8 protein-coding genes are annotated in these 13,784 nt (G+C 35.4%); 2 read left to right on the top strand and 6 right to left on the bottom strand.

Going from position 1 to position 13,784, the window contains the following annotated elements:
• Positions 1–63 precede the first annotated feature (63 nt).
• The 6 genes from ACE01P_RS16400 to porU form a co-directional block, all read right to left on the bottom strand.
• A complete protein-coding gene (locus ACE01P_RS16400) occupies positions 64–1,911 on the bottom strand; it encodes a leukotriene A4 hydrolase C-terminal domain-containing protein (RefSeq protein WP_379699926.1) in 1,848 nt (615 codons plus the stop codon).
• A gap of 91 nt (positions 1,912–2,002) precedes the next feature.
• Positions 2,003–3,640, bottom strand: a complete 1,638-nt coding sequence (locus tag ACE01P_RS16405; protein WP_379699929.1) for a 2-oxo acid dehydrogenase subunit E2 — start codon at positions 3,638–3,640, stop codon at positions 2,003–2,005.
• A gap of 4 nt (positions 3,641–3,644) precedes the next feature.
• Positions 3,645–4,643, bottom strand: coding sequence for a pyruvate dehydrogenase (acetyl-transferring) E1 component subunit alpha (gene pdhA / locus ACE01P_RS16410; protein WP_012023629.1), 999 nt, complete (start codon positions 4,641–4,643; stop codon positions 3,645–3,647).
• A gap of 159 nt (positions 4,644–4,802) precedes the next feature.
• Complete coding sequence (cdd, locus tag ACE01P_RS16415) at positions 4,803–5,285, bottom strand: cytidine deaminase (protein ID WP_379699933.1); 483 nt, start codon at positions 5,283–5,285, stop codon at positions 4,803–4,805.
• Positions 5,286–5,365: 80 nt separating this feature from the next.
• Positions 5,366–6,571: a type IX secretion system outer membrane channel protein PorV gene (gene porV, locus ACE01P_RS16420; RefSeq protein WP_379699936.1), complete on the bottom strand. Its 1,206-nt coding sequence runs from the start codon at positions 6,569–6,571 to the stop codon at positions 5,366–5,368.
• Positions 6,572–6,619: 48 nt separating this feature from the next.
• On the bottom strand, positions 6,620–10,456 hold the full coding sequence (porU, locus tag ACE01P_RS16425) for a type IX secretion system sortase PorU (RefSeq protein WP_379699939.1): 3,837 nt from the start codon (positions 10,454–10,456) through the stop codon (positions 6,620–6,622).
• 212 nt (positions 10,457–10,668) lie between these two features.
• On the opposite strand from porU, the gene gldJ reads away from it, so the two are divergent.
• Positions 10,669–12,354, top strand: coding sequence for a gliding motility lipoprotein GldJ (gldJ, locus tag ACE01P_RS16430; protein ID WP_379700049.1), 1,686 nt, complete (start codon positions 10,669–10,671; stop codon positions 12,352–12,354).
• 117 nt (positions 12,355–12,471) lie between these two features.
• Positions 12,472–13,758, top strand: a complete 1,287-nt coding sequence (gene murF, locus ACE01P_RS16435; RefSeq protein ID WP_379699943.1) for a UDP-N-acetylmuramoyl-tripeptide--D-alanyl-D-alanine ligase — start codon at positions 12,472–12,474, stop codon at positions 13,756–13,758.
• Positions 13,759–13,784 lie beyond the last annotated feature (26 nt).

Here is a 13,784-nt window from a genome sequence, read left to right on the forward strand (position 1 = left end):
GTAATAAAAAAGCGGTTGTCTTCATAAAGACAACCGCTTTTAAAAATTATGTTTTAAGAAAAATTATTTCAAAACACCTTCAACAGCTTGAATAGTTGTAGCATGATAACCCGATTTTGCTTTTTCAAAAACCTGTTTTGCCCAAACTTTTCCTTCAGGAGTTTTAACCATTTCTTTATAAAGCATCATTACAGATCCAGTTCTGCTGATTCCGATTAAGAATTGCTCAATTGCAGGATATGCTGGTTTGTATTGATGGCGTAAAGCCTGAACAAACCATTGTCGTTTGATGATAAAATTTCCACCTTTTGTAAAGTTGAATTCTTTGTCAATAGCTTCCATTTCTGCAACTGTAATATCAGCAGGAAGATGATCTATAAAATGTTGTTTCTCTGCAGTTGTTGTAATTTTTTTACTTAAACCTGCAACGCCAGTCTCTCTCCAGCTTTTTTGAATAGCATCAATTGCATCAAAATCAGCAGAACTTACAGGAACAATGTTTGACGGAATTCCTGGTTTGTAAATCCAGTCGTCTAATTTGATTTTATCTGCTAAAGTTTTGTCTCTTTTAATTAAATTCTCATTCAAATATTTCACAAAATCTTCTGTTGTAATTGATTGAAAAGCATGAGAATCAAAATAGTTTTTAATAAACGGATCGAATTTTTCTCTTCCAACAGCGTTTTCAATAACTCTTAAAAATGCATATCCTTTTACATAAGGAATTTGGCTAATTCCGTCGTCAGGATTTCTTCCAGTCAAACTAACTTTTAATCTTGTATCTGGATTTGTATCGCCATATTCAGCAACGTTATCAGTCAATTCTTTGTTGGTGATAACGTTTTGCATTTCAAATTCTTTCTTCCCGAAAATAGCTTCGCCAATTCTATGCTCAACGTAAGTGGTGAAACCTTCGTTTAACCAAATATCATCCCAAGTTGCATTTGTGACTAAGTTTCCGCTCCAGCTGTGTCCAAGTTCATGTGCTAATAAACTTGTTAGCGAGCGATCTCCTGCAATTACACCCGGAGTCAAGAAAGTCACGTTCGGATTTTCCATTCCACCGTAAGGAAAACTTGGAGGTAAAACCAAAACGTCGTAACGCCCCCAACGGTATGGTCCGTATAATTTTTCTGCTGCAACAACCATTTTTCCAAGTTCAGCAAATTCCCAAGCCGATTTTTTCAACATTGATGGTTCTGCGTAAACTCCAGTTCTATTATCGATTGCTTGAAATTCGATATCTCCAACGGCAATCGCCATTAAATAAGACGGAATTGCTTTGTCTTGTTTAAAAGTATAAACTCCAGTATCGTTTTTCTTCTGTGGATTTACAGCACTCATTACTGCTAATAAATCTTTAGGAACGGTAACTTTTGCGTTATAAGTAAAACGAATTCCTGGCGAATCCTGACACGGAATCCAAGTACGAGACCAAATGCTTTCTCCTTGAGAGAATAAAAAAGGTTTCTTTTTGTCGGCTGTTTGTTCTGGTTTTAGCCATTGTAATGCAACGGCTTCTTTTGTTGTATTGTAGTAGATGTTTACTTTAGTTGTATTCGGCTCAATAGTTACATGAAGCGGTTTTCCATGAAATTCAGTGTCTTTTCCAAGTTCGAATTTAGTTTCTTTTTCTTCGTCACCTAAAGTTACTTTTGTAATATTTAAAGTGTTTTCATCGAAAATGATTTCGTTTCCTTTGCTGCTATTATCAATAGTCCAAGATGCTTTTCCTGAAATAGTTTGAGTGTCAAAATCAACTTTGATATCAAGATCAAGATGTTTTACGACAGCAAGTTCTGGTTTAGAATAACTGTGTTCGTCAACAACAGCCGAAGGTTTTTCTGATTGCTCTTTTTTCTGGCAAGCAATGGCTGACAGAAATAAAGCTACAAGGATTAGTTTCTTCATTTTATGAGGTTTTGAATTTGAGGATGAAAATTAAATAAAAAATCCCGTTTTGAATAAACAAAACGGGATTTAATTATAAAATTAACAAAGATTACGCCAACATTGTAACTGGGCTTTCGATGTATTGTTTTAATGTTTGTAAGAACTGAGCTCCAGTTGCACCATCAATAGTTCTGTGGTCACAAGCTAATGATAACATCATTGTGTTTCCAACTACGATTTGACCGTTTTTAACTACTGGTTTCTCAACAATTGCACCTACAGAAAGGATTGCAGAGTTTGGTTGGTTGATAATTGAATTGAATTCAGTAATACCAAACATTCCTAGGTTAGAAACTGTAAATGTGCTTCCTTCCATTTCTTGTGGTCCAAGTTTTTTGTTTTTAGCTCTTCCAGCAAGATCTCTAACGCTTCCGCCGATTTGAGATAAACTCATAGCATCTGTAAATTTCAATACAGGAACTACTAATCCGTCTTCAACAGCTACAGCAACACCAATATTTACGTGGTGGTTGATGATGATAGCATCTTCTTTCCACTGAGAGTTGATTTTTGGGTGTTTTTTCAATGCTAATGCACAAGCTTTGATTACCATATCGTTGAAAGATACTTTTGTATCTGGAACGCTATTGATAGCAGCTCTTGCTTGCATAGCTTCGTCCATGCTAACTTCGATTACTAAGTTGTAGTGAGGTGCAGTGAATAAAGATTCAGCAAGACGTTTTGCAATGATTTTACGCATTTGAGAATTTTTGATCTCTTCTGTGTAAACTTCTCCAGCAGGAACGAATACTTTTGGCGCAGCAGGAGCAGACGCTTCTTGTTTAGCAGCTGGTGCAGAAGCAGCAGTTTGTGCTTGAGCAGATGGAGTAAAGTTCTCAATATCGCTTTTTACGATACGTCCGTTTTCTCCAGAACCTTTAACTTGGTTCAATTGAATTCCTTTGTCAGAAGCGATTTTTTTAGCTAAAGGTGAAGCTAAAATTCTTCCTCCATTTGAATTATCAGCTACAGTTTCTGTTGCTTTTTCAGCAGCAGGAGCAGCTTTTGTTTCTTCAGCAGGAGCGCTTGCAGGTGCAGCACCTCCGGCAGTATAGTTTTCAGCAATTCCAGAAATATCAGTTCCTGCAGGTCCGATGATAGCTAATAAACTGTCAACAGGAGCAGTGTTTCCTTCTTGAATTCCGATGTATAATAATGTACCAGCATTGAAAGACTCAAACTCCATAGTAGCTTTGTCTGTTTCAATTTCTGCTAAGATATCACCTTCAGCAACAGCATCTCCAACTTTCTTTAACCAAGTTGCTACTGTACCTTCAGTCATAGTGTCGCTCAAACGAGGCATAGTTACAACGATAACACCTTTAGGTAATTCAGTTGCAGCTTTTGCAGGAGCAGCAGTTTCAGTTTTTGCTTCAGCAGCCGGAGCAGCATCAGCTTTTGGAGCAGCAGGGGCATCACCACCAGCTAATAAAGCTGAGATATCTTCTCCTTCATTTCCAATAATTGCTAATAATGAATCAACAGGAGCAGTTTCTCCAGCTTGGATTCCGATATGTAAAAGAGTTCCTTCGTTAAAAGATTCGAACTCCATTGTTGCTTTGTCTGTTTCAATTTCAGCAAGGATATCTCCTTCGCTAATTTTGTCGCCTACTTTTTTTAACCAAGTCGCTACCGTTCCTTCCGTCATAGTATCGCTCAAACGAGGCATTGTTACTTTAATCGCCATGATGTTATAATTTATGAGGTGTAAATGGATAGTCTTCTTGTGCGTATACTACATCGTATAATTGTTGTAAGTCTGGGTATGGAGATTCTTCAGCAAATTTCGCACACTCTTCAACTAAGTCTTTAACTCTTTGGTCAATTACTTCAATTTCTTCAGCAGTAGCATATTTTTGATCCAAGATTACATCAAGAACTTGAGTAATTGGGTCAATTTTTTTGTACTCTTCAACCTCTTCTTTAGAACGGTATAATTGTGCATCAGACATAGAGTGTCCTCTGTAACGGTACGTTTTCATTTCAAGGAAAGTTGGTCCGTCTCCGCGACGAGCTCTTTCAATAGCTTCGTGCATAGCTTCAGCAACTTTTACTGGGTTCATTCCGTCAACAGGTCCGCAAGGCATTTCGTAACCTAAACCTAATTTCCAGATATCAGTATGGTTTGCAGTTCTTTCTACAGAAGTTCCCATTGCGTAACCGTTGTTTTCAACGATAAATACAACTGGAAGTTTCCATAACATTGCCATGTTGAAAGCTTCGTGTAAAGAACCTTGTCTAGCAGCACCATCACCAAAGTAGGTCATAGTAACACCGCCAGTATTAAAATATTTATCTGCGAAAGCAATACCAGCTCCCACAGGAATTTGAGCACCTACGATTCCGTGTCCTCCGTAAAAGCCATGTTCTTTAGAGAAAATGTGCATAGAACCTCCCATACCTTTAGAAGTTCCTGTTGCTTTTCCTAAAAGTTCTGCCATTACGTTTCTAGGATCAACTCCCATACCAATTGGTTGAACGTGGTTTCTGTAAGCAGTAATCATTTTATCTTTGGTCAAATCCATAGCGTGTAGAGCACCCGCTAATACAGCTTCCTGACCATTATATAGGTGTAGAAAACCTCTAACTTTTTGTTGAATGTATAACGCTGCAAGTTTGTCTTCAAACTTTCTCCAAAGTAGCATGTCTTCATACCACTTTAAATATACCTCTTTTGTAACTTCTTTCATCTGAATTCTTTCTTTTGCTAAAGTTGTTTGTGTTATCGATTATTGTGCCTGTAACGCAAAATAGTTTCCTCCCACAAATTTGCGCCCGAAAGGTCGGGATGCAAAAATAAGACATTACATTTAAGAACTAAAATTTAATGACCACTTTTTGGCTTTTTTTTACAAGAACTTTTTATCAAACATCAATGGGAGCAAATTTTTTAATGATGATGATTTGTAAACTTCACCAATTTCTCCCATAAAATAGATTTCTATCGGTGTGTCTTGTTTTATCTCGTATTCTGCTATCGATTGTCGGCAAGATCCACAAGGTGGAATAGGAGCAGTAGTCTGATTGGTGTCTGAAGCTGCTGTAATTGCCATTTTTAAGATTTTTGCTTCTGGATAAGTGCTTCCTGCGTAAAAAATTGCAGTCCTTTCAGCGCAAAGTCCAGATGGATAAGCAGCATTTTCTTGATTAGAACCTAAAATAACTTTTCCGTTATCTAAAAGTAGGGCAGCGCCAACTCTAAATTTTGAATAGGGTGCATAAGCTTTTTTTCTAACCTCGATGGCTTGATTCATTAAATCTTGAATTTCGGCAGGAAGCTCGTTTAAATTGTCAAATATTGTAAATGAAGTTGTTATATTGATTTCTTTCATCTGTTTTTAAGGGAAAAAAAATCCAAATTCCTAAAATGCTGGAATTTGGATTGAATTGTTTTTATTGTAATGTCTTCTCTTTAATAATTGTCGTATTTGTCTCCAAAGTTAAACGTTAAAGAGAAACGAAGTGTGTTTTCTAAAGGATTTTTTATTTTCGATGCTGAGAATAAGTACGAAACATCGATTTTCATGATGTTGTATTTAAATCCTGCTCCTAAAGAGAAAAATTGTTTCGCACCTTTTTCTGGACTTTCATGATAGTATCCTAAACGCATTGCAAAAGCATCTTGGTACATATATTCAGCCGCAACACTATAGGTTACTTCTTTTATTTCTTCTTTAAATCCGCCTGGCGCATCTCCAAAAGATTTGAAGATTCCTTGAAACCAACCAATGTCGTTGTAATTTCTATAACCAATGTCTGTTGCTTCTTGTTGAGAAATATCTTCAGGATCGTCAAAATCTCCGTCGCCATTTACATCTACAGGTGTTCCTATTCCTGGAGGAGTTGGAACTAAAAGCTTAGTAAGTTCGGCGCTTAAAGTAAGTTTGTTATAATCGTCGAAAATAAAATCAAATCCTCCTCCTAATCTTAAATTAGCAGGTAAGAAGTTTGTGCTTACATCGTCGTTATCGTAACTGATTTTTGGCCCCATGTTTTGAAAGTTGACACCAGCTCTCCATCTACCATTGAAATCTTGGTAAGCAATTTCTTCTGATTGATAAAAAGCGGCCACGTCAACAGCAAATTGGCTTGCAGAGGTAGCGTCAACTTCTTCTGAGGCAACTTTTAAATTTGAGCTAATAAAACGTGCTGCAACTGCCATAGAGAATTTGTCACTTAATTTAAGTGAATACGATCCGTCTAAAGCAAATTCATTTGGATTTACTTCTCGAACAGCTTCATTTGGATCTCCAGTATATCTTAATTCGATTCCTCCAAAACCAAAATAACGAAAGCTTCCCGCAAAAGCACTTCGCTCGTTGATTTTGTTGTAATACGTTAGCTGGCCTAATGAAATATCATTGGCAAGATCTGTTAAATAAGGAGTGTAACTGATAGAAAGACCTTGTGCGTCTTCTGAAAATGCATACTTCGCAGGGTTCCATTGTTGTGAGAAAACGTCTGAAGAAGTAGCTACACCTTGGTCGGCTAAACCTGCCGCTCTAGCATCAGCAGCGACTAGTAAAAAAGGTACTCCAGTTACAATAGGTCTTGATTCCTGGGCCTTTGAATTTAAAATGCTAAAAAGACAAATTAATAAGAGTGATAGTTTTTTCATTTATGGGACTAGTGTTTTTGGTAGTGCAAATATATAATATTATAGGAATTATAAGATGACAAGTTTTTCGTATTTTTCTGCTTTTTTATTTGTTAAATTAGATTTTACAGTCAGTTTGTAAATATACACTCCTTTTCCGATTCTGTCTCCAAAATCGTCTCTTCCGTCCCATGTTATTTCTCTAGACAAAAATCCTTCTGTTGTAACAGTTTGATTTTTTGTCCAAACTACCTTCCCTGTAATGGTCATTACCTGCACTTGTACGTCTAATGGTTCGTAAGGTCTGTTGTGCGAAAACCAGAATTGTGTATAAGTCGAAAATGGATTTGGATAATTAAGAACGTGTGATAATGTCAAGGAATCGTTTCCTACAACTGTAAATTGAATTTCGCTTGTAACGGGATTATTGTAAACATCCCAAGCGGTAAAACTTATAGTGTGCAACCCAGGAGCTAAATTTCGGAAAGGGAAACGTAAATTTCCGTTCGTGTAATCGTCTAATTTTGTTTGGTAATAATCATTCAAAATATAAGGATTGCTTACATCTCCGTCTAAAATAGCGACAATATCATGCCCGATTCCACTAGCTGTATTGATTCCATTCTCATCTTCTAAAAACGCCAAAAGAAATGGCGATTCATTTGTGATTCCTCCAGATACAAAAGTTTCGTCGTTCATATATAACTTCACTTTTGGACTTATATTGTCCTGAGGTGCATTTTCGTTAATTCCTCCTATTTTAATAATATTGTTGTAGCCAGTTTGGTTTTCTAATGATTCATTTTTTTTTGAATAAAAGCTAATTCGGCCATTGTCAACAGGAATTCTAATGTCTCTAGGGACCACAAAACTAAATTCGAATTGTCCGTTTGTAACAGAAGCATTTCCTCTGAAAATGGTTTCTCCAAGAGTTTTAAATTGCATTGGAGGACTAAAACCGTCGTTGTTTAAAGTTGTATTTGTAATTAATTTGTCGAAAATAGCTGTAGCTAATTCTCCATTGTAATTACTTAAAAGTGTGTTGTTTTCGTCTGTGATTTCTCCTGAAATTTTAATTTTTGATAACGATTTTAAATCAGGAATTGCTTGTGAAATCACAATATCGTTTACTTTCGTTAAATTAATTCGTGGTTTCGGAATGGCAAGCTTTAAAGCAGGATCTCCTAAATAAAACACAACGTTGCTAGCAGAGCTTGGATTTTCATTTTTGGATATTCGTAAAGACTCAGCAATAGTATTGTATTGATTAGAGCCATATGAAAGAAGGTTTTTGCTAAGTGTTTTGTTGAATTCTTCTGCATTTGCCTGCCCGATTTCGCGAATTGTAGTCAACATTGAAATAGCGCCACCCTTCGGATTCCAAAAAACATATTCGCCAGCAGTTGGCCTTGTGGGATCATCAAAACGAGAAAATTCGCAAGTTATGGTAATAAATAAAGGATACTTGTATTGATTGGTTAGATTTTGTCCGTCTGATTTCTCCCAAATTCTTTCACTCGCCAGTCCGTCCTCTCCACCGTGTCCTAAATAATTAAATATTAGAGCACCTTTTTCAAAAGCATTAAAAAAATCGGTTCTTGCTTTAGGATATCGCGATCCTCCCGCAGAAGCTTCTTGTGTGTAAGCGTCTAAAAATATTTTATCGATATTGAAAAAAGGTTTTTCTGTAGCGATTTGGTCTGCAAGTACATTTTGATTTGCTTGTAAAGTCTGGTCGCCGGCTTTATCAGAATCGTCGCTAATTAAAACAACATTGTTTCTCCAGTTTCCATATGATTTTGTGTCGTGATATTCTAATACTTTATTTACCATTTCTTGGGCTTGCGCATTATCTGAAACTAACATTCGTCCAATGGCTATATCAATTCCGGCAAGAGAAGGAATAACAACTCCTTCGTTAGAATCCATCAATCCGTAAAAATCATCAGAAGCAAATGAGGCTTCGCCAACGGTGTTACTTATTAGAGATTGATATATAGGTACAATATTGGTGTTGTTAGAAATTCGGTCTTTATAATCAAACGAAGCATCTCCAAACAGATTTACATAACGTACTCTTTTGTCTGAAGAAGAAGCATTGTCGTAAATGTATTTTACGCAATTTCTAATAGCAGCAATGTCTTGCTTGCCCGAAGAAAATTCTTGATAGATGTTTTCTAAAGAAATGACTTTTACATTCAAATTAGAATTTGTTCTATGAAAACTAGCCAATCTTTCAGCTTGAGAAGCTAATGATTTTGGAGTTATGATGACATAATCAATATCCTGAAAAGTGTTTTGGTTGTTTCTGAAAATGGTTCCTTTTAAATTCTGATTGGCAACTTTTGACTGATTTTCTTTTAAAGGAGCATAGTAATCTGAAGGATCTATCGCAATATATTTTCTAATTTCTCCCAAATTGGCTTTAAAGCTAAAAGAAGCCTGATTGGCATTTTCTATTTTAGATACATTATATAGGTCTGTGATGTCCCAAATCTGTGTTATTTTCGATGCATTGCCCATTGTATAATTGACAATTCCTGCTGCAGAACCAGCCGCGTTGTATTGGAAATGAAATTGTTTGCCCGTTCCTAAAAGTTTTCGTTTTGCAATTAAATTGATGTAATCTAAGTAGCCTTTTGATCCAGGAACACCATTATTATTATAGGTAAGTTTTATTTTGATATTGTCTGTTCCAGTAAATTGGGCATTTGAAGGCAATTTTCCTGTGGTATATTTAGTGTCAGAATTTGTAATTAAAGGAGAAAGGCTTATCGAACCTGCATTTTGACCGTTTGCTGCTATTGCAAAAGAAGTAGTGGTTAAGGATGCCGATGCTACACTTGCTTCTATTTTTACAGGAATAGTAGTGTCAAGGTTTGGAAAGCTAAATGAAAATTCTTGTTCTTGATTAATGTCAAATGATTCTCCGAGCCATTGACGGCCAAGATGAACAATATTGGTTTGATCAATTTCATGATACTGATAGTCATCAAACGTGTTTAGTTCTAAAGAGGTGTTACCAGTTGGCTGATTTAGGTTTTGAATTCTCTTTCCGTCACCTCCAGAAGCCGTGATATAATAATAGGACTTGGTATCGTATAAATTTAAGTTGGTTTGGCTTTCTGAATTCCAATTGTCAGTTCCTTCGGCATAAAAAAGAATGAAGTCTTCATTGTTGAAAACACCATCATTTTCGCCTGCAATCTGTATTGCATTTTCTGTTAAATCGCTCGGATAATAAGCGCTATTCGCAAGAGGTAGCATTCTTCCACCATTTCCATAGATTTTTATTTTTTTCGGATCAACTTTAGAAGCGTCAAATCCCAAACTTTGCAAAAAAGACCTGTCTATTCTGTAAACGCCAGATTTCTGAATATAAAAGCGATACCAGTCGCCAGAAGCTAAAACAGAATTTGAAATCGCTGCTGATTTTTGAAATGAAGAAGTAGCTGCAGTTCGTGCGTTGGCGTTGCTAATATTGTAAGAAAAAGACTTTATGCGTTTATAGCTGTTTCCTTCCTTAATTATGGGAGATAAAGAAAGAAAAGAGTATCTGAGATCTCTTGCATTGGTAACTATTAGGGATTCATTTGGCTTTTCAGAGATGTTTTCGGTTGTTAAATCTCCTAAATCTGCTCTTGAAATTGTTTCATAAATGACGTTGCTAATTTGTACAGAACTGCCGTTTGAAACGTTCGATTGGTTTAGATTTTGAAGAAACGTTATGCTTTTTTTTGTAATGTCGAAGCGAAAACTGCTTCCTGTGAAGTATGGAATTGAGAATTTATTTTCGCCATAATTTATCTCTTTTTTATTCTGCCAATCTATCGTCGTAGTCCCATTTATCTGGGAAAACAAGAGAATTGGAAATAGAAAAAGAGAAATAAGTATTGCTTGTTTCATGAGTTTAAAAACCGAAATTTAATTAAAAAATAATTAGTAAGTAAAAATATAGTATTTCATGTTATAGTAATAATAAAAAGTATATTTTTGCGTTCGTAACTAAAGGTTATTTTCTGGTAAAAAACAGCTAAATAAAATTATGAGAACAGATGTTGCCAATTAAATGTTAATTATTATATTGCAGCACCTAAATTTATCACCTAAGAATGAGTATGAAAGTAAACAAAATTGTAGTCTTGCAGTTAATGATGTCAATGGTATTGATGTTGGGCACGGCTAGTTGTAGCAAAAAATCGAGTTCGAGCCATGCTTCTAGAGCTACTGGCTGGGATGTAGATAGTCAGAATGGAACTGCTGCCAGAAATGCAGGTAAAAAACAACAGGCTGGTCCTGGTTTGGTTTTTGTTGAAGGAGGTACGTTTACTATGGGTAAAGTACAGGATGATGTTATGCATGATTGGAATAACACACCAACTCAACAACACGTTCAATCATTCTATATGGATGAAACCGAAGTTACGAACGGTATGTACTTAGAATACCTTGAGTGGTTAAAGAAAGTTTTTCCACCAACAGAAGAAAATTACAAGAATATTTACGAAGGAGCATCTCCTGATACATTAGTTTGGAGAAATCGTTTAGGTTACAACGAAACGATGACTAATAACTATTTAAGACACCCTTCTTATGCTAACTATCCTGTAGTTGGTGTAAACTGGATTCAAGCTGTTGAATTTAGTAAATGGAGAACAGACCGTGTAAACGAGGCTGTTTTAGAAAAAAATGGTTATCTTAAAAAAGGCGCTAAAACAAATGATGTAAGTGCTGAAAGTTTATTTAATACTGAAGCTTACGTTGCATCTCCATCTACAACTTATGGAGGAAATGAAGAGTTAGTATTAAAGAAAAACCCTAACGGAAGAAGACCTAAAGCTGGTAAAGACGGTGTAGTTCCTGAAGAGAAAAACGTTTATGCTCAACGTTCATCTGGTGTTATTTTACCAGAGTACAGACTTCCTACTGAAGCAGAATGGGAGTACGCAGCTGCTGCAGACGTTGGACAAAGAGAATACAACATCTACAAAGGACAAAAGAAATATCCTTGGTCTGGAGATTATACACGTTCTAACAAACGTAAAAATAAAGGTGACCAATTGGCTAACTTTAAACAAGGAAACGGTGATTACGGTGGAATTGCAGGTTGGTCAGATGATGGAGCTGATATTACAAATGAAGTAAAAAGTTATGCACCAAACGATTTCGGTCTTTATGATATGGCAGGAAACGTTGCAGAATGGGTAGCTGACGTTTACAGACCTATTATTGATAATGAAGCAAATGATTTCAACTACTACAGAGGAAACCAATACGCTAAAAACAAAATCGGTAAAGATGGTAAGCTTGAAATCGTTTCTACTGCTACAATTAAATATGACACTTTAAGTAACGGTAAAGTTATCGCTAGAAACCTTCCTGGAGAAATTGCTCAGGTTCCGGTTGACGAGCAAGAGACATATTTAAGACAAAACTTTAGCACTAGCGACAATATCAACTACAGAGATGGTGATAAACAATCTTCTAGATATTTCGATTTTGGTGATTCAGAGTCTGGATCTAAAACAGAGCAAGCAATGTACAATTCTCCTAAACACAACGTTACAACAGACAGTTTAGGAAAAATGATCAGAAAATATGACAACTCTAGTAAACGTACTACTTTAATCGATGATAAAGTAAGAGTTTACAAAGGAGGATCTTGGAGAGATAGAGCTTACTGGTTAGACCCAGCACAAAGAAGATACTTCCCACAAGATATGGCAACTGATTACATTGGTTTCAGATGTGCAATGTCTAGAGTAGGTTCTAAAGCTGAAAAAAGAAAGTCTCCTAGAAACTAATATTTAGGAATTAAAACATAGAAAATTCCAAATTCCAAAAGCTGAATATTCAGTCTGGAATTTGGAATTTTTTTATTGTTTTTTTTCTACTTTTATGACATATTTAAAAAATTATAAATGAATATTCAAGACATTCATAACTTGTTTTTACAATGCAGTTCTCTGTCTATTGATACAAGAAAAATCGAAAAGAATTCGATGTTTTTTGCTATTAAAGGAGAGAATTTTGATGCTAATACATTTGCTAAAGAAGCGTTAGATTTAGGAGCTTTGTTTGTTATTATTGACAACGAATCTTATTTTATAGATGAAAGAACTGTTTTGGTAGAGAACAGTTTGCAAACCCTTCAAGAATTAGCAAAATTTCACAGAACCTATTTAGGACTTCCAATTGTTGCTTTAACGGGTAGCAACGGAAAAACTACAACAAAAGAATTAATCAACGTTGTTTTGTCAAAAAAGTTTAAAACTAAAGCTACTATTGGTAATTTAAATAATCATATTGGCGTGCCATTGACGTTGCTTTCTTTTACGAAAGAAACAGAAATCGGAATTGTTGAAATGGGAGCCAACCATCAAAAGGAAATTCAATTTTTGTGTGAAATTGCACAACCTGATTTTGGATATATAACCAATTTTGGGAAAGCGCATTTAGAAGGTTTTGGCGGAGTTGAAGGTGTAATTGCCGGTAAAAGTGAAATGTACCAATATCTTTCAGCAAACCAGAAAACTGTTTTTGTAAATCTGGAAGATCCAATTCAGATTGAGAAATCAAAAGGGATTAAAGCATTTACTTTTGGTGTGAAAAAGGAAAATGCAGATTTAAATATTCAGAATATTACAGCAAATCCTTTTGTTGCTATTGCTTACAATGATTTTTCAATTGGATCTCATTTAATTGGACTTTACAACGCTAATAATATTAATGCGGCCGCTGCAATTGGAAAATATTTTGATGTAAAAGTAAGCGATATAAAGAGTGCTATTGAGAAATATATTCCAGCAAACAATAGATCTCAGATGATGCAAAAAGGTTCAAATGAGATTATTTTAGATGCTTACAATGCTAATCCGAGCAGTATGGCTGTTGCGATTGCTAACTTTCTTCAATTAGACAAGGAAAATAAGATTATGATTCTTGGAGATATGTTTGAGTTAGGAGAAGAAAGTCTTCAGGAACATAATGCTATAGTCGATTCTTTAGCAGATCAAAAAGAGGCATTATGTTTTTTAATTGGAAAAGCTTTTTTTGCTAATAAGATTTCAAATGAAAAAATTCAGTTTTTTGAAACATTCGATGCTTTTGCTGAGTTTTTAAAGACCTTTAAATTTGATTCTAATATGATATTGATAAAAGGTTCCAGAGGTATGGCCTTAGAGCGAACTTTAGATTATATTTTATAAAAAGAAAGCCATTCAATACTGAATGG

The organism is Flavobacterium sp. HJSW_4 (assembly GCF_042436695.1).
In the GTDB taxonomy this organism is placed as follows: Bacteria; Bacteroidota; Bacteroidia; order Flavobacteriales; family Flavobacteriaceae; genus Flavobacterium.

What these genes read in the sequence shown, in the direction of transcription:
- ACE01P_RS16400 (WP_379699926.1), bottom strand. Translation starts at nt 1,911, where the DNA reads ATGAAGAAACTAATCCTTGTAGCTTTATTTCTGTCAGCCATTGCTTGC.
- ACE01P_RS16405 (WP_379699929.1), bottom strand. Translation starts at nt 3,640, where the DNA reads ATGGCGATTAAAGTAACAATGCCTCGTTTGAGCGATACTATGACGGAA.
- pdhA (WP_012023629.1), bottom strand. Translation starts at nt 4,643, where the DNA reads ATGAAAGAAGTTACAAAAGAGGTATATTTAAAGTGGTATGAAGACATG.
- cdd (WP_379699933.1), bottom strand. Translation starts at nt 5,285, where the DNA reads ATGAAAGAAATCAATATAACAACTTCATTTACAATATTTGACAATTTA.
- porV (WP_379699936.1), bottom strand. Translation starts at nt 6,571, where the DNA reads ATGAAAAAACTATCACTCTTATTAATTTGTCTTTTTAGCATTTTAAAT.
- porU (WP_379699939.1), bottom strand. Translation starts at nt 10,456, where the DNA reads ATGAAACAAGCAATACTTATTTCTCTTTTTCTATTTCCAATTCTCTTG.
- gldJ (WP_379700049.1), top strand. Translation starts at nt 10,669, where the DNA reads ATGAAAGTAAACAAAATTGTAGTCTTGCAGTTAATGATGTCAATGGTA.
- murF (WP_379699943.1), top strand. Translation starts at nt 12,472, where the DNA reads ATGAATATTCAAGACATTCATAACTTGTTTTTACAATGCAGTTCTCTG.